Source organism: Mesorhizobium sp. M1217, assembly GCF_040318275.1.
In the GTDB taxonomy this organism is placed as follows: Bacteria; Pseudomonadota; Alphaproteobacteria; order Rhizobiales; family Rhizobiaceae; genus Mesorhizobium.
Genome location: NZ_JAMYMA010000012.1, coordinates 82,501 through 100,457, shown reverse-complemented (window position 1 = coordinate 100,457; position 17,957 = coordinate 82,501). Strand labels below are relative to the sequence as shown.

The 17,957-nt window shown below is 63.8% G+C and carries 15 protein-coding genes (1 of these 15 running past the window's edge); 11 read left to right on the top strand and 4 right to left on the bottom strand.

Annotated features, from left to right (window positions below):
* Positions 1-36 precede the first annotated feature (36 nt).
* Positions 37-522, bottom strand: a complete 486-nt coding sequence (locus NKH37_RS20850) for a MarR family winged helix-turn-helix transcriptional regulator (RefSeq protein WP_023722290.1) — start codon at positions 520-522, stop codon at positions 37-39.
* Between the two features lie 96 nt (positions 523-618).
* Here NKH37_RS20850 and NKH37_RS20845 point away from each other — a divergent pair, with 96 nt between their 5' ends.
* Positions 619-1,509, top strand: a complete 891-nt coding sequence (locus NKH37_RS20845; RefSeq protein WP_352483547.1) for a DMT family transporter — start codon at positions 619-621, stop codon at positions 1,507-1,509.
* A 19-nt stretch (positions 1,510-1,528) separates the two neighbouring features.
* On the opposite strand, the gene ubiG is transcribed toward NKH37_RS20845, so the two are convergent.
* Positions 1,529-2,278 carry a bifunctional 2-polyprenyl-6-hydroxyphenol methylase/3-demethylubiquinol 3-O-methyltransferase UbiG gene (gene ubiG / locus NKH37_RS20840; RefSeq protein ID WP_352965534.1) on the bottom strand — a complete coding sequence of 250 codons (750 nt, stop codon included), beginning with the start codon at positions 2,276-2,278 and terminating at the stop codon, positions 1,529-1,531.
* A gap of 214 nt (positions 2,279-2,492) precedes the next feature.
* On the opposite strand from ubiG, the gene NKH37_RS20835 reads away from it, so the two are divergent.
* From NKH37_RS20835 to NKH37_RS20795, 9 genes are all read left to right on the top strand, one after another.
* Positions 2,493-3,056 carry a putative glycolipid-binding domain-containing protein gene (locus tag NKH37_RS20835; protein WP_352789477.1) on the top strand — a complete coding sequence of 188 codons (564 nt, stop codon included), beginning with the start codon at positions 2,493-2,495 and terminating at the stop codon, positions 3,054-3,056.
* A gap of 201 nt (positions 3,057-3,257) precedes the next feature.
* Positions 3,258-4,511, top strand: a complete 1,254-nt coding sequence (locus NKH37_RS20830; protein ID WP_352496390.1) for an aspartate kinase — start codon at positions 3,258-3,260, stop codon at positions 4,509-4,511.
* A gap of 130 nt (positions 4,512-4,641) precedes the next feature.
* The gene (gene ptsP, locus NKH37_RS20825) at positions 4,642-6,912 is read left to right on the top strand and encodes a phosphoenolpyruvate--protein phosphotransferase (protein ID WP_352483551.1); all 2,271 of its coding nucleotides are present in this window, start codon (positions 4,642-4,644) and stop codon (positions 6,910-6,912) included.
* Positions 6,913-6,920: 8 nt separating this feature from the next.
* Entirely contained in the window at positions 6,921-8,000 is a 1,080-nt protein-coding gene (gene prfA / locus NKH37_RS20820; RefSeq protein WP_353005932.1) for a peptide chain release factor 1, read from the top strand.
* Positions 7,993-8,871: a peptide chain release factor N(5)-glutamine methyltransferase gene (prmC, locus tag NKH37_RS20815; protein WP_352818572.1), complete on the top strand. Its 879-nt coding sequence runs from the start codon at positions 7,993-7,995 to the stop codon at positions 8,869-8,871. Before prfA ends, prmC begins: the two co-directional genes overlap by 8 nt.
* Positions 8,872-9,202: 331 nt before the next feature.
* Entirely contained in the window at positions 9,203-10,117 is a 915-nt protein-coding gene (locus tag NKH37_RS20810; RefSeq protein ID WP_353005931.1) for a DUF4167 domain-containing protein, read from the top strand.
* 238 nt (positions 10,118-10,355) lie between these two features.
* Positions 10,356-12,962 carry an ATP-dependent chaperone ClpB gene (clpB, locus tag NKH37_RS20805; RefSeq protein WP_352483554.1) on the top strand — a complete coding sequence of 869 codons (2,607 nt, stop codon included), beginning with the start codon at positions 10,356-10,358 and terminating at the stop codon, positions 12,960-12,962.
* 100 nt (positions 12,963-13,062) lie between these two features.
* Complete coding sequence (locus NKH37_RS20800; RefSeq protein WP_352643391.1) at positions 13,063-13,428, top strand: MmcQ/YjbR family DNA-binding protein; 366 nt, start codon at positions 13,063-13,065, stop codon at positions 13,426-13,428.
* A 235-nt stretch (positions 13,429-13,663) separates the two neighbouring features.
* On the top strand, positions 13,664-15,130 hold the full coding sequence (locus tag NKH37_RS20795; RefSeq protein ID WP_353005930.1) for a L,D-transpeptidase family protein: 1,467 nt from the start codon (positions 13,664-13,666) through the stop codon (positions 15,128-15,130).
* A 20-nt stretch (positions 15,131-15,150) separates the two neighbouring features.
* Here NKH37_RS20795 and NKH37_RS20790 read toward each other — a convergent pair whose 3' ends face one another.
* Positions 15,151-15,783, bottom strand: coding sequence for a TMEM175 family protein (locus NKH37_RS20790; protein WP_352496396.1), 633 nt, complete (start codon positions 15,781-15,783; stop codon positions 15,151-15,153).
* Between the two features lie 170 nt (positions 15,784-15,953).
* Here NKH37_RS20790 and NKH37_RS20785 point away from each other — a divergent pair, with 170 nt between their 5' ends.
* Positions 15,954-17,513, top strand: a complete 1,560-nt coding sequence (locus NKH37_RS20785; RefSeq protein WP_353026389.1) for an MFS transporter — start codon at positions 15,954-15,956, stop codon at positions 17,511-17,513.
* Positions 17,514-17,529: 16 nt separating this feature from the next.
* Here the strand turns inward: NKH37_RS20785 and NKH37_RS20780 are convergent, their stop codons facing one another.
* Positions 17,530-17,957: the final stretch of a M23 family metallopeptidase gene (locus tag NKH37_RS20780; RefSeq protein ID WP_023722302.1), read on the bottom strand. 1,531 nt of this gene lie beyond the right edge of the window; the window shows 428 of its 1,959 coding nt (coding positions 1,532-1,959); its start codon lies beyond the right edge, outside the window; its stop codon occupies positions 17,530-17,532.

The following is a 17,957-nucleotide window of genomic DNA, read 5'->3' as shown; positions in this document are numbered from 1 at the left end:
TTCCACCTTCTCGGCCGGCCCTTTTGGCCGGTTTGGTTAGCCTAGGCTCGCGATCAATTTTTCGAGCAGGCGTGCCAGCATGACCTGCTCCGGGCGTATCAGGCCGGAAAGTATCTCGTGCTCGTTGGCAACGTGCGCGGCAACCGCCTCGTCGATCAAAGCGAGGCCCTTCCGGGTCAGTTGTACGACGATGCCGCGGCGATCGTCGGGATGTGGCCCGCGCTTGATCAAGCCGGATTTCTCGAGCCGATCGAGGCGGTTGGTCATCGCGCCCGATGTCACCATCGTCGCCTCGTACAGAGCGGTCGGCGTCAGCGCGTATGGCGGCCCGGAACGACGCAGCGTCGCCAGCACATCGAATTCTCCGGATTGCAGTCCGTAACTTGCAAACAGCGGCGCCAGCCGCTCCCGCGCGATCAACGAGGCAGCCTCGTTCAACCGTCCGAGCACGGCCATCGGCGAGACATCGAGATCCGGCCGTTCCTTTTTCCACTGCTCGATCGCTTTTGCTGCGCGATCCATGTCTCTCACCGTTATGTATCTTGACGTGAAGAATCTTTACCTTATCGTACCTCAGCTTGTGGTATCGGCCAAGTGCGAACAGGCGATGGGACGGCGATGAAATTTCTCTGGGACTCGGCGCTTGGCCTTCTGGTCGTCACCGGTGGACTGCTCGGCCTGACGCTGCCGTTCGGCAAGATCGCGACGGCGGCCGGCGTCCCCGCCATGGTCTGGGCCTTCGTCATCTCGCTTGGCGCCGGCGGCGTGCTTTTGTGCGCATTGCTGCTCAACGGGCAGCGCATGCGGCTTTCGCCGCACAGGCTGCGCTATTTCTTTGTCACCGCGGCCGTCTCCTACGCAATCCCCAATCTGCTGATGTTTTCAGCCATTCCGCATCTGGGCGCCGGCTACAGCGGCATCATGTTCACGCTGTCGCCGGTCGTCACGCTGGTGTTCTCGATGCTGCTCGGGGTCAGGCGCCCGACCATGCTGGGCATCGTCGGCATAGTCGTCGGTTTCGTGGGCGCAGTCATGGTGGCCGTGACGCGCGGGGAAGCGGGCCATCCGGCCGAATTTTTCTGGGTGGCGATGGGCCTGCTCATCCCGGTCAGCCTCGCCGCCGGCAACATCTACCGCACCGTCGACTGGCCTGAAGACACCGGCCCGATCGAGCTTGCCGTCGGCAGCCATCTGGCAGCAGCCTTGATGCTGCTTGCCGGCATTCTGGTCCTGCTGGGCGGCAATGCATTCGGCTCGCTCGGCGGCGTGCCGCTGGTCGCTGCGGCACAGGTGGCATCAGCCTCGGCGATGTTCGCCTTCTTCTTCCGCCTGCAAGCGGTCGGCGGCCCGGTCTATCTCAGCCAGATCGGCTATGTGGCGGCGGCGGTCGGGCTGTTTGCCGGGACGCTCTTCCTCGGCGAGCGCTATCAGTTGCTGACCTGGGCGGGTGCCGTCATCATCACCGCCGGCGTGTTCATCACCACCAAGGCGCAAAGCCAGAAGACATAGGGGCCAGAAGGCGTAAGCTTCAGACGGATACCTTCTCCGCCAGCACCATGTAGTTGACGTCCATGTCCTTCGACCGCTGCCAGCGATCGGCGAGCGGGCTGTAGCTGACCCCGGTGCGGTCGATGACGGTCAGGCCGGCGCCGGCAAGCGCCTTTTCGAGTTCCTCGGGGCGCACCAGCTTGCCGAACTGGTGGGTGCCGCGGGGCAGCCAGCGCAGCACATATTCGGCGCCGATGATGGCCAGGCCCAGGGCCTTCAGCGTGCGGTTGATGGTGGCGACGAACATGATGCCGCCGGGCTTGACCATCTCGCCGCATTTGGCCAGGAACAGATCGACATCGGCGACATGCTCGACCACTTCCATGTTGAGGATGACGTCGAATTTTTCGCCAGCGTCGGCCAGGTCTTCCGCGGTCATGGCGCGGTAGTCAACGCTCACGCCGACTTCCGCCGCATGCAGCTTGGCCACTTCGATGTTGGTGACTGAGGCATCGGCGCCGACCACTTCGGCGCCAAGCCGCGCCATCGGCTCGCACAAAAGCCCGCCGCCGCAGCCAATGTCGAGGAAGCGCAGGCCTTCGAACGGCCGTGCCGCACGCGGATCACGGCCGAAGCGGGCCGCCACCTGGTCGCGGATATAGGCAAGCCGGATCGGGTTGAACTTATGCAGCGGGCGGAACTTGCCGTTCGGGTTCCACCATTCGGCGGCAAGGGCGGAAAATCGTTCCACCTCTCCGGCATCGATCGTCGATCGTCGGGGCTCTGGCATGGCGTGGTCTCCTCGGACGCTAGGAAGTCGGGCGCAAGGCTGCGAATGTCAAGGCGCGAAATTCACCGCCGGCAGCGCGATGCGCGTGATGCCTGACAGCACCGCCTTTTGCCGGAGGCAATTGTGTCAGCACATGTCAGTTGATGGTGTCCCGGAAGGAAACACCAATGCCCTGGCGGACGAAGCCGAGACATGGTGATCGAAGGAGTGCACAATGATGCGAACGGTTGCTTCCATTCTTTGGCGCCGGCTTGACCAGGAAGGCCACGACGCTTGCCTGCTGTCGGAAGCGAGTTCCGGGTGGAACCTCAGGGGACACGCGCTTTTCGTCCAGGACGGCAAGCCGTGCAGCATCGCCTACGAGGTGGACTGCGATACCGGCTGGCATACGCGCTCGGCGCGTGCCGACGGTTTTCTCGGCACGCAAGAGCTGCATTATGGCATCGACCGGCTTACCGAGCGCCAATGGACGCTAAACGGCGAGCATCAAGCGGAAGTCGACGGTCTCATCGATGTCGATCTCGGCTTCACGCCCGCCACGAACCTTTTGGCGCTTCGCCGTTTTGTCCTCAATGTCGGCACCGCGACGCCCGCACCGGCAGCCTATCTGACATTTCCCGAACTCAGGCTCGTTCGCCTCGAACAGACCTATCAGCGCGTCGATGCCGCACACTACGCCTATGCCGCGCCGCTGTTCGGCTACAATGAGATGCTGGAGGTTTCGCCGCTCGGTTTCGTCCTCGATTATCCGCGCCTGTGGAGAGCCACAGCACTGTAGGGCTGAAGCGAGCGGCATTTGCCAAGAAGCGGTGCAGGCGTGACACTGCGCTCGTGTGTCGCCTGGCCGGCAGCGGCGGCATGCCTTGCGAAACCGCGATCATTTGGCTAAGGAGGCCGCGCATTGAGCGTCCGGCCCGGTCGGACGCATTTCCGCTTTTCGGCCCTCGGTCCGGCATTCAGTCAAAGGCATTTCGCTTCCATGGCGCGCATCGTGATGAAATTCGGCGGAACGTCCGTCGCCGACATCGCCCGCATCCGCAATGTGGCGCGTCACGTCAAACGCGAGGTCGATGCCGGCCATGAGGTCGCCGTCGTGGTCTCGGCGATGGCCGGCAAGACCAACGAGCTCGTGCATTGGACGCGCGAGGCCTCGCCGATGCACGATGCGCGCGAATATGACGCCGTCGTCGCGGCCGGCGAGCAGGTCACCGCCGGCTTGCTGGCGATCGCGCTGCAGAATATCGGCGTGCATGCCCGCTCCTGGCAAGGCTGGCAGATCCCGATCAAGACCGACAACGCGCATGGCGCGGCGCGCATTCTCGATATTGACGGCGCGTTCCTGATCAAGCGCTTCGGCGAAGGCCAGGTGGCGGTGGTGGCCGGTTTCCAGGGCATCGGGCCGGACAACCGGATCGCAACGCTCGGCCGCGGCGGTTCCGATACCAGCGCTGTCGCCATCGCGGCGGCGGTCAAGGCCGACCGCTGCGACATCTACACCGATGTCGACGGGGTCTACACGACCGATCCGCGCATCGAGCCGAAGGCGCGGCGGCTGGCCAAGATTTCCTTCGAGGAAATGCTCGAAATGGCCTCGCTGGGCGCCAAGGTCCTGCAGGTGCGCTCGGTCGAGCTTGCCATGGTGCACAGGGTGCGTACCTTTGTGCGGTCGTCCTTCGACGATCCCGATGCACCCGGAATGGGGGATTTGCTCAATCCGCCGGGAACGCTTATTTGCGACGAGGAAGAGATCGTGGAACAGCAGGTCGTCACCGGAATTGCCTATGCCAAGGACGAGGCGCAGATATCGCTGCGCCGCGTCGGCGACCGGCCGGGCGTCGCCGCCGGCATTTTCGGGCCGCTCGCCGAGGCCAACATCAACGTCGACATGATCGTCCAGAACATTTCCGAGGACGGCAAGTTCACCGATATGACCTTCACCGTGCCATCCGGCGACGTCGACAAGGCGCTTGCCGTGCTCGAACGGCTGAAGGCGACGATCGGCTACGATGTGGTGCAGTCGGAAGCCGGCATGTCAAAGGTCTCGGTCATCGGCATCGGCATGCGCAGCCATGCCGGCGTCGCCGCCACCGCCTTCAAGGCGCTGGCCGACAGGTCGATCAACATCCGCGCCATTACAACGTCCGAAATCAAGATTTCGATCCTGATCGACGGTCCCTATACGGAACTAGCAGTTCGCACTTTGCATTCCGTCTACGGTCTGGATAAGCAGTAGCAGATCGAAAGTCTTGGAGCGGCCTTTATGCGTTCAATTGGACGCACGGCGCTCTAATTGAGTTGTTGCGTTTGTGCCGCTGTGCAGGGCAACCTGCACCGGCTGAAATGCTATTGGAGAAGAAGCCGCGATGCGTGATTCGGCCAGTGGCCCGCGCGTTTTGCTGAAACGGCTCCGCGAGCTCATGCAAGAGCCGCTGGAGCCGCAGGAGCGGCTTGACCGGATCGTGCGCGACATCGCCTCCAACATGGTTGCCGAGGTCTGCTCGCTCTATGTGCTGCGCGCCGATTCGGTGCTCGAGCTCTACGCCACCGAAGGCCTGAACCCGAACGCCGTCCACCTGGCGCAGCTCAGGCTGGGTCAAGGCCTGGTCGGCACGATCGCGGCCTCGGCGCGGCCGCTCAACCTTTCCAATGCACAGGAGCATCCTGCCTTCGCCTACCTGCCGGAGACCGGGGAAGAAATCTACAATTCCTTCCTCGGCGTGCCGGTGCTGAGGGCAGGGCGGACGCTCGGCGTCCTGGTCGTGCAGAACAAGACCATGCGCCATTATCGAGACGACGAGGTCGAGGCGCTGGAAACGACGGCGATGGTGATCGCCGAGATGATCGCCACCGGCGATCTGGAGCGGCTGACGCGCCCCGGCCTCGAGCTCGATCTGCGTCGCCCGGTAAGCTTTACCGGCCTGTCCTTCAATGAAGGCGTCGGGCTCGGCCATGTGGTGCTGCACGAGCCGCGCATTGTCGTCACCAACCTGTTCAACGAGGACAGCGAGGAGGAGGTCAGGCGGCTCGACGCGTCCCTCGGCTCGCTCAGGCTCTCCATCGACGACATGCTGGAGCGCCGCGACGTCGCCTTCGAGGGCGAGCATCGCCAGGTGCTCGAAGCCTATCGCATGTTCGCCAACGACCGTGGCTGGGTACGCCGGCTGGAGGAGGCGATCCGCAACGGCCTGACGGCCGAAGCGGCGGTCGAAAAGGTGCAGAGCGACATGCGTGCCCGCATGCTGCACATGACCGATCCGTATCTGCGCGAACGGATGAGCGATTTCGACGATCTCGCCAACCGGTTGCTGCGGCAGCTTATGGGGCGCGGACCGGAGGACGTCGCGGCCTCGCTGCCCAAGGACGCCATTATCGTCGCCCGCTCGATGGGTGCTGCCGAGCTGCTTGACTATCCCAGAGACAAGCTGCGCGGACTGGTGCTGGAGGACGGCGCGGCGACCAGCCATGTCGTCATCGTGGCCCGTGCGATGGGCATACCGGTCGCCGGCCAGATGAAGGGCGCCGTTTCCATGGCGGAAAACGGCGATGCCATCATCGTCGACGGCGAGGAAGGCGCGATCCATCTGCGCCCGCAGCCCGACCTCGAGGCGGCCTATGCCGAGAAAGTGCGCTTCAGGGCGCGGCGGCAGGAGGTCTACCGCGAGCTGCGCAAGAAGCCGTCGGTGACCAAGGACGGTGTCCAGGTCGATCTTCTGATGAATGCCGGGCTGGCGGTCGACCTGCCGCAACTGGCCGAAGCTGGCGCGGCCGGCATCGGCCTGTTCCGCACCGAGCTGCAATTCATGGTCGCCTCGACTTTTCCGCGCGCCGAAGCGCAGGAGCGGCTCTATCGCGACGTGCTCGAGGCGGCGCGCGGCAAGCCGGTGACGTTCCGCACCATCGATATCGGCGGCGACAAGGTGCTGCCCTATTTCAAGGGGTCGATCCAGGAGGAGAACCCGGCGCTCGGCTGGCGCGCCATCCGCCTGACGCTCGACCGGCCCGGCCTGCTGCGCACCCAGATCCGCGCACTGCTCAAGGCGTGCGGCGGGCGCGAACTGAAGCTGATGCTGCCAATGGTGACGGAACTCGGCGAGATCGTGCAGGCGCGCGAGATCATCGATCGCGAGGTGCGGCATTTGTCGCGCTTTGCCCATCATTTGCCGACCAGCCTCAAGGTGGGCGCGATGCTGGAGGTGCCGTCGCTGCTGTTCCAGCTCGACGAGTTGATGAAGGCGGTCGATTTCGTCTCGGTCGGCTCGAACGATCTGTTCCAGTTCGTCATGGCGGTGGATCGCGGCAACACCCAATTGTCCGACCGCTTCGACCCGCTCTCGACGCCGTTCCTGCGTGTTTTGAAGAAAATTGCCGACGCCGGAGCGCGCAACCATACGCCGGTGACCCTGTGCGGCGAACTTGCCGGCAAGCCGATTTCGGCGATGGCGCTGATCGGCCTTGGCTACCGCTCGATCTCGATGTCGCCGGCTTCGATCGGCCCGGTCAAGGCGATGCTGACGGAACTGCCGCTCAGCGAACTGGAAGCGTTCTTCGACGACAATCTGATGGCGCCGGCGCAAGGCCTGCCGATGCGGGCGCTGCTGCAAGCCTTTGCCGACGACCGCTCCATACCGTTGTAGACTTCGCCATGATCAACCTGCCCCGCGACCGTATGGACCAAGTCGTCAAGCGTTTCGACATGCTCGAAGCGCAGATGTCGGCCGGGCCGGCGGCGGACGCCTATGTCAGGATGGCCTCCGAATATGCCGACATCCAGGAGATGGTGGCAAAGATCAGGGCGCTACGCGCCGCCGAGCGCGAACAGGCCGATCTGGAGGCGATGCTCGCCGACAAGGGCACCGACGCCGAGATGCGGGCCTTGGCCGAGTCCGATCTGCCAGGGGTCAAGCATCGCATCGAGGCGCTGCAGCAGGACATCCAAATCCTGCTGTTGCCAAGGGATGCCGCCGACGAAAAGAACGCCATTCTCGAAATCCGCGCCGGCACCGGCGGTGACGAGGCGGCACTTTTCGCCGGCGACCTATTTCGCATGTACGAGCGCTATGCCGCGGCGCATGGCTGGCGTTTCGAGACGGTGTCGGCCAGCGAGGGCGAGGTCGGCGGCTACAAGGAAATCATAGCCACCGTTTCGGGCAAGGGCGTCTTTGCGCATCTGAAATTCGAATCCGGCGTGCACCGCGTGCAGCGCGTGCCGACGACGGAGGCGGGCGGGCGCATCCATACCTCGGCGGCGACGGTCGCGGTGTTGCCGGAAGCGGAAGAGGTCGATATCGACATCAGGGCCGAAGACATCCGCATCGACACGATGCGCGCCTCGGGTTCCGGCGGCCAGCACGTCAACACCACCGATTCGGCCGTGCGCATCACCCATCTGCCGACCGGCATCATGGTGGTGCAGGCGGAAAAGTCGCAGCACCAGAACCGGGCGAAGGCCATGCAGATCCTGCGCGCCAGGCTCTACGATCTCGAGCGCAGCAAGGCGGACGAGGAACGCTCCGAATCGCGCAAGTCGCAGGTCGGCTCGGGCGATCGCTCGGAACGCATCCGCACCTATAATTTTCCGCAAGGGCGCGTCACCGATCATCGCATCAACCTGACGCTCTACAAGCTCGACCGGGTGATGATGGGTGAGCTTAACGAGATCATCGACGCGCTGATCGCCGATCACCAGTCGAAGCTGCTCGCCGATATCGGCCTCGATGGCTGACGGCCTGCCCGGCACGCTCGCCTCACTGTTGCGGGAGGCGCGAAACCGGCTTACCGCGGCCGGGATCGCGGATCCGGCGCTCGATGCCAGGCTGATCGTCGAGCATTTTTCCGGCACGACCCGCACGCAGGCCATCGCCGATCCCGAGCAAACGGTCGATGCGGGCGTGAGAGCAGCGATCGATGCCGCACTGCGGCGGCGTATCGCCGGCGAGCCGGTGCACCGCATCCTCGGCTATCGCGAATTCTACGGCTTGCGCCTGTCGCTTTCGCCGCAAACGCTGGAGCCGCGGCCGGATACCGAAACGCTGGTCGAGGCTATACTGCCCTTCGTCAAGGCAATGGCGGCACGCGAAGGCGGCTGCCGCGTCCTCGATCTGGGGACCGGCACCGGTGCCATCGCGCTGGCGCTGCTCAGCGCTGTCCCGGCCGCGACCGCCACCGGCGTCGACATTTCGCGAGAGGCGCTGGTCACGGCCATGCGTAATGCCGGGGAATTGGGGCTCGCCGGTCGGTTCACGGCGCTCAAATCCGACTGGTTTGAAAAAGTTTCTGGCCGGTACCATGTAATTGTCGCAAACCCTCCCTATATACCCTCAGACGACATTGGAAATCTGCAGGACGAGGTCCGCGGTTTCGATCCACGCCAGGCCCTGGATGGCGGCGTGGACGGTCTGAGCCCCTACAGGAAGATCGCCGCAGGAGCGGCAGCCTATTTGGAACTCCAAGGCAGGATTGCGGTCGAGATCGGCCATACGCAGCACCAACAGGTTACGGGGATATTCTCCGCGGCCGGGTACTGTCCGGTCGGGGTGTTTCGTGATCTCGGCGGAAACGACAGAGTTCTTGTGTTCGAACAGTGGAAGCCGTGATGCAGTGCGAAAAAAGCGCTTGGCAATACCGGGGAATGCGGCTAGGGTCGCCTTAACCGGATGAGACGAAGCAGGCAGTGCTCTTAGCGATTCGGTTTTCCTTGGAAATAGCTGCCTTCTTGCGCAAACGACGCCCAAGCTTCGTGCGGGAATCGTCCGGCAAGTGAAGTAACCGGAACAGGATGGCACGTGGCGCCAACGCAATTGATGCGGGCGAACGCCGGTGAAGGAACGAAACGGCTGGCCGCATGAGCGCCTCCGTTCGTGAAGAGTTTTTCGAAAATTTCAAAGTGAAGAGAGTCTAATGAGGCCACAACAGCAAAACAGGCGCATGCGCGGTCGCAACAACAATGGCGGCGGCGGCGGCAACAACAATAACAACAACAACCGTAAGGGGCCGAATCCCCTGACGCGCAACTATGAGAGCAACGGTCCGGACGTGAAGATCCGCGGATCGGCTCAGCAGATTGCCGAGAAGTACGCAACCCTTGCCCGTGACGCGCAAAGCTCCGGCGACCGGGTGATGGCGGAAAACTATCTCCAGCATGCAGAGCACTATAACCGCATCATCGCAGCCGCTCAGGCACAGATGCCGATCCAGAACGCGCAGCAGAATCGAGATGATTTCGACGATGACGGCGACGAGGATCGCGATGAGTTCGACAATGCCGGCAACAACAATGCCAACGAGGCCTCGGCTTCGGCCAATCACGGTGCCGGCCCGCAGCCGGTCATCGATGGCACGCCGGCCGAGCTGGCTCTGAACCAGGAAAACAGCCGCGACAATCGGGGCGGCCGCGACAACAATGGCGGACGCCACCGCGACCGTCGCCCCAATGGCGGTTACGGCCAGAACGGCCAGCGCGGCGAATATGGCGCGCGCGGCGAGCAGCAGGGTGGTCAGCGCGTCGAACAGCCACGGCGCGACGAGACGCCGGCGCAGGCAGAGCCCGTGCCGGCCGCTGAGCCGGTCTTTGTGAGCGAGCCCGCACCGCAATTCGAAAACCTTTCGCCGGCGGGTCTCGCCGCCCAGGCCGAGCTCAACGAAGCCGCGGCCGAAAACAGCCCGGGCCGCCGCCCCAGGCGTCCGCGTCGTCCGCGCCTCGATGTCGAACAGGCAAATGGCGGCAACGACAATGCCGGCCCTGACAGTTCCGGCCCTGACAGTGCCGAAACTGGCAATGTCGATGCGGCGCCGGCTGAAGACGCCGGCGGTCAACCTACTATTGCCGACGTCGAGAATTGATCGAAGAAACGTTCAGGCGATCTTAGCGCATCCTTTACCCTGGACGGCGGAGAGAAATCTCCGCCGTTTTTGTTTTGCGCGCTCGGAATATTATGCGTTCGCCAGTGTCGAGGCGTCTTGAGGGTCCGTGGTTTGCGTCCCATATCTTGCGTGAACAGGATCCGGCTCGAACGGGCGGGTCCGTCACCGCAATCCGATCCGGTGCCGCGAAGCGGGCCGGTGACGGAAGGAGACAGGCATGAATCTTGAAAAATATTCCGAGCGCGTGCGTGGCTTTATCCAGTCCGCGCAAACCATGGCGCTTTCCCGCAGCCACCAGCAATTCACCCCCGAGCATATTCTTAAGGTCCTTGTCGACGACGACGAGGGCCTGGCTGCGTCGCTGATCGAGCGCGCCGGCGGCAATGTCCGTGACGTCAAGCTCGGCGTCGAAACGGCACTGGAGGCAATGCCCAAGGTCGAGGGCGGCAATGGCCAGCTCTATTTGGCGCAGCCGCTGGCAAAGGTGTTCTCGACCGCCGAGGAACTGGCCAAGAAGGCCGGTGACAGCTTCGTTACCGTCGAACGGCTTTTGCAGGCGCTTGCCATGGAAAAGTCGGCCAAGACCGCCGACATCCTGTCCAAGGCGGGTGTCACGCCGCAGGCGCTGAACCAGGTCATCAACGACGTACGCAAAGGTCGCACCGCCGATTCGGCGAGCGCCGAGCAGGGCTACGACGCGCTGAAGAAATACGCGCGCGACCTGACGGCGGACGCCCGCGCGGGCAAGCTCGATCCGGTCATCGGCCGTGATGACGAAATTCGCCGCACCATCCAGGTGCTGTCGCGCCGCACCAAGAACAACCCGGTGCTGATCGGCGAACCCGGCGTCGGCAAGACGGCGATCGCCGAAGGGCTGGCGCTGCGCATCGTCAATGGCGATGTGCCGGAATCGCTCAAGGACAAGCAGCTGATGGCGCTCGACATGGGGTCGCTGATCGCCGGCGCCAAATACCGCGGCGAGTTCGAGGAGCGGCTGAAGGCGGTGCTTTCCGAAGTCACGTCTGCGGCCGGCGGCATCATCCTGTTCATCGACGAGATGCACACCCTGGTCGGCGCCGGCAAGGCGGATGGCGCCATGGATGCGTCGAACCTGCTGAAGCCGGCGCTGGCCCGCGGCGAGCTGCACTGCGTCGGCGCCACCACGCTCGACGAATACCGCAAGCATGTCGAGAAGGATGCGGCCCTTGCCCGCCGCTTCCAGCCGGTCTTCGTCAATGAGCCGACGGTCGAAGACACCGTCTCGATCCTGCGCGGCCTGAAAGAGAAATACGAGCAGCACCACAAAGTGCGCATCTCGGATTCGGCGCTGGTCGCGGCCGCTACGCTGTCAAACCGCTACATCGCCGACCGCTTCTTGCCGGACAAGGCGATCGATCTCGTCGACGAGGCCGCCTCGCGGCTCAGGATGCAGGTCGATTCGAAGCCCGAGGCGCTGGACGAGATCGATCGCCGCATCATGCAGCTCAAGATCGAGCGCGAGGCGCTCAAGGTCGAGAAGGACGATGCCTCGAAGGACCGGCTCGCCCGGCTTGAGAAGGAACTCTCGAACCTCGAGGAGGAATCGACCGAGCTGACCTCGAAGTGGCAGGCCGAGAAGCAGAAGCTCGGGCTTGCCGCCGACCTCAAGAAGCAGCTCGACGAGGCGCGCAACGAACTTGCCATTGCGCAGCGCAAGGGCGAATTCCAGCGCGCCGGCGAACTTGCCTATGGCAAGATCCCGGAACTCGAAAAGCAGCTGAAGCAGGCTGAAGCCAGGGATGGCAAGGCCGGCATGGTCGAGGAAGTGGTCGGCCCCGATCACGTCGCTCATATCGTGTCGCGCTGGACGGGGATCCCGGTCGACAAGATGCTGGAAGGCGAACGCGACAAGCTGTTGCGCATGGAAGACGAGGTCGGCAAGCGCGTCGTCGGCCAGGGTGAGGCGGTGCAGGCGGTGTCGAAAGCGGTGCGCCGTGCGCGCGCCGGCCTGCAGGACCCGAACCGGCCGCTCGGCTCGTTCATGTTCCTCGGACCGACGGGCGTCGGCAAGACCGAATTGACCAAGGCACTGGCCAGCTTCCTGTTCGACGACGAGAGCGCCATGGTGCGCATCGACATGTCGGAGTTCATGGAGAAGCACTCGGTCGCCCGGCTGATCGGCGCGCCCCCCGGCTATGTCGGCTATGAGGAAGGCGGCGCGCTGACCGAAGCGATCCGGCGGCGGCCCTATCAGGTCGTGCTGTTCGACGAGATCGAGAAGGCGCATCCGGACGTGTTCAACGTGCTGCTGCAGGTGCTCGACGACGGCCGGCTGACCGACGGGCAGGGCCGTACGGTCGACTTCCGCAACACGCTGATCATCATGACGTCCAACCTCGGCGCCGAATATCTGGTCAATCTCGGCGAGGACCAGGATGTCGACGTGGTGCGCGACGAGGTGATGAATGTGGTCAGGGCTTCGTTCCGGCCGGAATTCCTCAACCGCATCGACGAGGTGATCCTGTTCCACCGGCTGCGCCGGCAGGATATGGGCCGCATCGTCGAAATCCAGCTCAAGCGGCTGGAAAACCTGCTTGTCGACCGCAAGATCGCGCTTTCGCTCGATCAGGAGGCGATCGACTGGCTGGCGGCCAAGGGCTATGATCCGGCCTACGGCGCGCGGCCGCTGAAGCGGGTGATGCAGAAGGAATTGCAGGATCCGCTGGCGGAAAAGATCCTGCTCGGCGAGATCCTCGACGGCTCGACCGTCAAGGTCACCGCCGGGTCCGACCGGCTGAACTTCCGCTCGAAGCCGGCGGTCGTGGCAACCGAGGCGGCCGCCTGACTTCAAGCCAAAGCCTGTTCCATCCCGATGGAATCGGGATGGGCTCCTCTCTTCTTTTTTGACCATGATCTCATGGTCTACCATCATTGGCGGGGCGCAGATGACGCTGGACGATTATAACAGCTTCTGCGCCTCGCTGCCTTCGACGACCCATGTCGTGCAGTGGGGCGGCGCCCATGTCTGGAAAGTCGGCGGCAAGGTGTTTGCAATCGGCGGCTGGAGTGAAGGCAAAGAGCCGTTCGTCACCTTCAAATGCTCCGATATCGCCTATGACGTGCTGAGGGAACAGCCGGGCCTTCGGCCGGCACCCTATCTCGCCTCGCGCGGCATGAAATGGATCCAGCGCCAGACAGGCGAAAGCATGGATGATGAGGCGTTGAAGGATTATCTACGCGAAAGCCACCGTCTCGTCGCGCTGAAGCTGACGAAGCAGGCGCGCAAGGAATTGGGACTTGCTGCCGGTTAATCGGTCAGAAACCCGCCATCTTCATGCCCGGTTCATATTGGAACCTTATCGTACGCAAGTGATTTGCTGGCGAAGGGGTTCGCGACCACATCGGCCCGAAATCGAGTTTGATTTTCGCAAAGCACGATGCGGAGATTTAAAGCGTTAGAGTGTCCTTAAGCCCCAAAAGGACGCGCGGCGCTCTTGAGAGACAATGCCGGCGGCGGCAGTTACGGACCGGAGAATTTTGGCCACCATGTTGCGCACCATCTTCACCCTTTCAGCGCTTGCTGCCGGGCTGCTGGCTTCGAATACGATGGCATCGCCGATAGTGGATACTGCGCCACGGGTGGGTCGTGCTGCCGATGACGGCGGCATTCTTGTCGCCCAGAACGGCAATCTCGACATCTATTACGACGCCAGGGGAAACCGCGTCATCGTCGATGCGGAGACCGGCAAGGTTATCGCCATCCAGCCGCCGCAGACCAGGCTCGATCGCCGTGCCTTGCGCCGCGAGCGCCTGCGCAATCTCGGACCGGTCGAAGACGACCGCCATTATCTTGACGATCCGGAGGACACGGCGCGGTTCCGTCGCAGGCAGTTGGAAGACGAAGGCAGGGTCATCGTGCCGCCGGCTGACGAGTACGACCCCTATGGCGACAATTCGGCAGAAGTCTTCCCCGAAGCGCCGCGGGATGACGGCGGCTATGGCAACAATTTTCCGGAGGAAGCGCAGCCGGTGAAGCCGCGCACCATTGAGCGCCAGCCGCTCAATGAGGCTTCGATCGAGCCGGTCGAACCGACAGTGCCGGGCGAGCAGGCGGCCTTGCCGCCAAGCACTGGCGGCAAAACGGCGGTCGACCCGTCGTTATCGCTCGGCGCCCGCCAGGACGTGGCGGCGCTGCAGGTGCTGCTCGACCGTGCCGGTTCTTCGCCCGGCGTCATCGACGGACGCTTCGGCTCGAATGTCGACAAGGCGCTTGCCGCCTATAATGAGATCACCGGCAGCAATCTGAAATCGACCGATGCGATCGGCATCCAGGCCGCCCTGGCGCAATCCGGTGGCGATGCCTTCGCCTCCTATACGATCACGCCCGAGGATGCGGCCGGCCCCTATGTCGCCTCGATACCGGAGGACTACAGCCAAAAGGCCCAGCTCGACCGCATGGGCTACACGTCGGTGCCCGAGGCGCTGGCCGAGCGCTTCCACATGGACGAGGCCTATCTGAAATCGCTCAATCCGGACGCCAATTTCAGCCGCCCCGGCACCATCATCAAGGTCGCCAATTTCGGCAGGCTGGTGGCGACGCCGGTGGCGCGCATCATCGCCGACAAGGCCAACAAGCAGGTCCGCGCCTATGATGCGGCGGGCAAGCTGGTCGCGGCCTATCCGGCGACCATCGGCTCGTCGGACACGCCGTCGCCGTCCGGCACCCATGCGGTGTCGCGTGTCGCGTTGGATCCGAATTACACCTACAACCCGAACATCAATTTCAAGCAGGGCGAAAACGACAGGATCCTGACCATCCCGCCGGGGCCGAACGGTCCGGTCGGCTCGGTCTGGATTGCGCTGGACAAGCCGACCTATGGCATTCACGGCACCCCGGATCCGTCCAAGATCGGCAAGACCGAAAGCCATGGCTGCGTGCGGCTGACCAATTGGGACGCGCGCGAGCTGGCCAAAATCGTGTCGCCCGGCGTGACGGTGGAGTTCGTCGACTGAGTTGAGCGTTTTCGCTCCACTCACCCGATGATCTTGCGCAGCAGTCGCGCGCGTGGCGCCGCCGCATAGATCAGCTGCACCACCAACATGAAGCCGACGCTGAGCAGCGGGCTGACGAGGCAGAGTGCAGCGCCGATCGCCCACAGGATCTGCGCCTTGACGATGCGCAGATAGACCGTTCGGGTGGTCTCCGCATCGACGCCTTCCGCCAGGAGGCCGTTTTTGTCCGCATAGCGCCAACTGGCGAGCAGCGTCAGCCCGAGCATCAAAAGATTGAGCCAGTAGACGAGCACGGCGGTTCTGAATTCGAGGAAGTCGGCCAAAAGATCGGTCGAGAACGGCAGCAAGGCGATGAAACCGAGAAAACAAAGGTTCAGCGTCGCAAGCCGCCTGTCGGACTTCGCGATCAGCCCGTGCTGCGCCTGCTGGCCGAACCAGAAGATGGTCAGCGTCAGGAAGCTGAGCGCATAGGTCAGAAAACGCGGCGCCAGTGCTGCGACCGCGGCGATCAACTCGTTTTCGGAATGCACCGTTTCATGCGCTGGCACCCTGATCTCGAGAACGATCAGGGTGAGCGCGATGGCGAACACGCCGTCGGTGATGCCGACGACGCGCCCACGTCCTTCCGCCGAGGGTTCGAGCGGTCGTTTCATGCGGGTATTTTCCCCCTTGCCAGTCGCGCTGCAAGAAGCTTAGCACGGCATCGGCCGTTTGCACCCGCACTGGCGTGGTCCTGCCTGCATGGCCAGGTTCGGGCTGGTTTCAACGAGAACAGCCTGCCGGCCGGTTGTCGCTGGCCCCCCGGCGGTCTAGGTAAGGCAGCATGCACACGCCAACCAAAGTCGGTACCGGCGCCGTTCCCCTGACCGGCTCACTTCCGTCCGATACGTTTTGCCCGCAGGCGCAGCGGCGGTTCGTGCTGATCGCGGCGATCCTGGCTTCCGCACTCGGCTTTATCGACGGATCGGTCCTGGCAATTGCGACGCCGGCGATCCGCGTCGACCTCGGCGCCAGCCTCGCCGAGGCGCAATGGATTTCCAATGCCTATGCATTGACGCTTTCAGCCCTCATTCTCGTCGGCGGCGCCGCTGGCGATCGCTTCGGCCTGCGCCACTCCTTCGTCGCCGGCATCGTCCTGTTCATCGCCGCCTCGCTTGCCTGCGCGTTGGCGCCTAACCCGGCGGTGCTTATTGCGTTTCGGGCTATCCAGGGTGTTGGAGCGGCCGTCATGGTGCCGGGCAGCCTGGCCATTATCGCCAAAGCCTATCCGAAAAAGGAACGCGGCCGGGCGATCGGCATCTGGGCGGCGGCATCAGCGCTGACGATGGCGCTCGGTCCGGTGCTGGGCGGCTTCGTGCTGTCGGCCTTCGGCGACGGCATCTGGCGGGCGATCTTCGCCATCAACCTGCCGCTCGGTCTTATCTCGATCTATCTTCTGCTGGCCAAGGTTCCCGCCGACGCGCCGGCGGAAAAGCGCAGCCTCGATCTCGGCGGCGCAGCACTCGCCATATCGGCGTTCGGAGCGCTCGCTTACGGCCTGACCTCGATGAGCGGTGACGGGGAGGGGCTGATGTCCGGCCCGAGTATTGCCGCCGGCGCAGTTTTGCTCGTCGTGTTCATAGTCTTCGAACGCCAGCGGCGCGAGCCGATGATCGACCTATCGCTGTTTCGGATTGGGGCGTTTGCGGGCGCCAATGTGGCGACCTTCTTCCTTTATTTCGCGCTGTCGGCCAATCTGTTCTATCTGCCGATGCTCATGATCGCCGGATGGGGGCTGAGCACGGCCGAGGTCGGCTTCATCTTCCTGCCGCTGTCGGCATTGATCGCGCTGCTGTCCGGGCCGGTCGGCCAGTGGTCCGACCGCATCGGGCCTCGCTTTCCGATCGCCAGCGGCAGTCTGGTGGTGGCTGTTGCCTTTGCCGGGCTTGCCTTGCTGGCCTATTGGGGCATCCACAATTTCTGGTTGGGGGTGTTCCCGCTGATGGCGCTGATGGGGTTCGGCATGGCGCTGGTGGTGTCGCCGCTCTCGACCGCCATCATGACGGCGGTCGAGGACAAGGATACGGGTGCGGCCTCGGGCATCAACAACGCCGTCTCGCGCATCGGCGGCCTGATTGCCGTGGCGGCGATGGGATCGCTGGCGGCCTGGGTCTACGCTGCCGTGCTCGGCACCGGTGCCGGCATTCCGGGTTTCGGCGAACCGGCGCCCGCCGGCCTGGCGCCCGGTCTCGATGCGGCACGGCTTGCCGCCAGCGACGCGGCATTCGCGGCCGTTGCCGCAGTGACCGCGCTGCTTTGCCTGCTTTCGGCAATCACCGCCTGGATGACGGTTTCCGGCGAGCGGCTGCCATGGGCGCGCGACACGGCGAATCAGCAGGGCTGACGACGAAAACGTCGGCTCAGCCTTCGATCTTGGCGCTCGCTACCTTCAGCTGATTGCTGTCTTCCTGCTTGAGCAGGTCGTCGATGCGTTCGCGCTCGCGCTTGAAGGCGACGAGGTCGTCGCCTTTCAGCGTTTTGCCGACCGGCAGGCGGACGCGCATCGAATCGACCTTGGTGCCGTTGACGATCAGTTCGTAATGAAGATGCGGACCGGTGGAGAGGCCGGTTGAGCCGAGATAGCCGATAACCTGACCTTGGCGAACGCGAACACCCGGCTCAATGCCCTTGGCAAAGGCGCTCTGGTGATTGTAGGACGTCTCGTAACCATTGGCGTGCCGCAGGATGATCTGCTTGCCATAGCCGCCAGCCCAGCCGGCCTTTTCGACGACGCCGTTGCCCGCGGCAATAATCGGCGAGCCCACCGGAGCTGCCCAGTCGGTGCCGG

What these genes read in the sequence shown, in the direction of transcription:
- prmC (WP_352818572.1), top strand. Translation starts at nt 7,993, where the DNA reads ATGGCTGACGGCCTGCCCGGCACGCTCGCCTCACTGTTGCGGGAGGCG.
- NKH37_RS20810 (WP_353005931.1), top strand. Translation starts at nt 9,203, where the DNA reads ATGCGCGGTCGCAACAACAATGGCGGCGGCGGCGGCAACAACAATAAC.
- NKH37_RS20835 (WP_352789477.1), top strand. Translation starts at nt 2,493, where the DNA reads ATGATGCGAACGGTTGCTTCCATTCTTTGGCGCCGGCTTGACCAGGAA.
- clpB (WP_352483554.1), top strand. Translation starts at nt 10,356, where the DNA reads ATGAATCTTGAAAAATATTCCGAGCGCGTGCGTGGCTTTATCCAGTCC.
- NKH37_RS20845 (WP_352483547.1), top strand. Translation starts at nt 619, where the DNA reads ATGAAATTTCTCTGGGACTCGGCGCTTGGCCTTCTGGTCGTCACCGGT.
- NKH37_RS20785 (WP_353026389.1), top strand. Translation starts at nt 15,954, where the DNA reads ATGCACACGCCAACCAAAGTCGGTACCGGCGCCGTTCCCCTGACCGGC.
- ubiG (WP_352965534.1), bottom strand. Translation starts at nt 2,278, where the DNA reads ATGCCAGAGCCCCGACGATCGACGATCGATGCCGGAGAGGTGGAACGA.
- NKH37_RS20800 (WP_352643391.1), top strand. Translation starts at nt 13,063, where the DNA reads ATGACGCTGGACGATTATAACAGCTTCTGCGCCTCGCTGCCTTCGACG.
- NKH37_RS20790 (WP_352496396.1), bottom strand. Translation starts at nt 15,783, where the DNA reads ATGAAACGACCGCTCGAACCCTCGGCGGAAGGACGTGGGCGCGTCGTC.
- prfA (WP_353005932.1), top strand. Translation starts at nt 6,921, where the DNA reads ATGATCAACCTGCCCCGCGACCGTATGGACCAAGTCGTCAAGCGTTTC.
- NKH37_RS20850 (WP_023722290.1), bottom strand. Translation starts at nt 522, where the DNA reads ATGGATCGCGCAGCAAAAGCGATCGAGCAGTGGAAAAAGGAACGGCCG.
- ptsP (WP_352483551.1), top strand. Translation starts at nt 4,642, where the DNA reads ATGCGTGATTCGGCCAGTGGCCCGCGCGTTTTGCTGAAACGGCTCCGC.
- NKH37_RS20830 (WP_352496390.1), top strand. Translation starts at nt 3,258, where the DNA reads ATGGCGCGCATCGTGATGAAATTCGGCGGAACGTCCGTCGCCGACATC.
- NKH37_RS20795 (WP_353005930.1), top strand. Translation starts at nt 13,664, where the DNA reads ATGTTGCGCACCATCTTCACCCTTTCAGCGCTTGCTGCCGGGCTGCTG.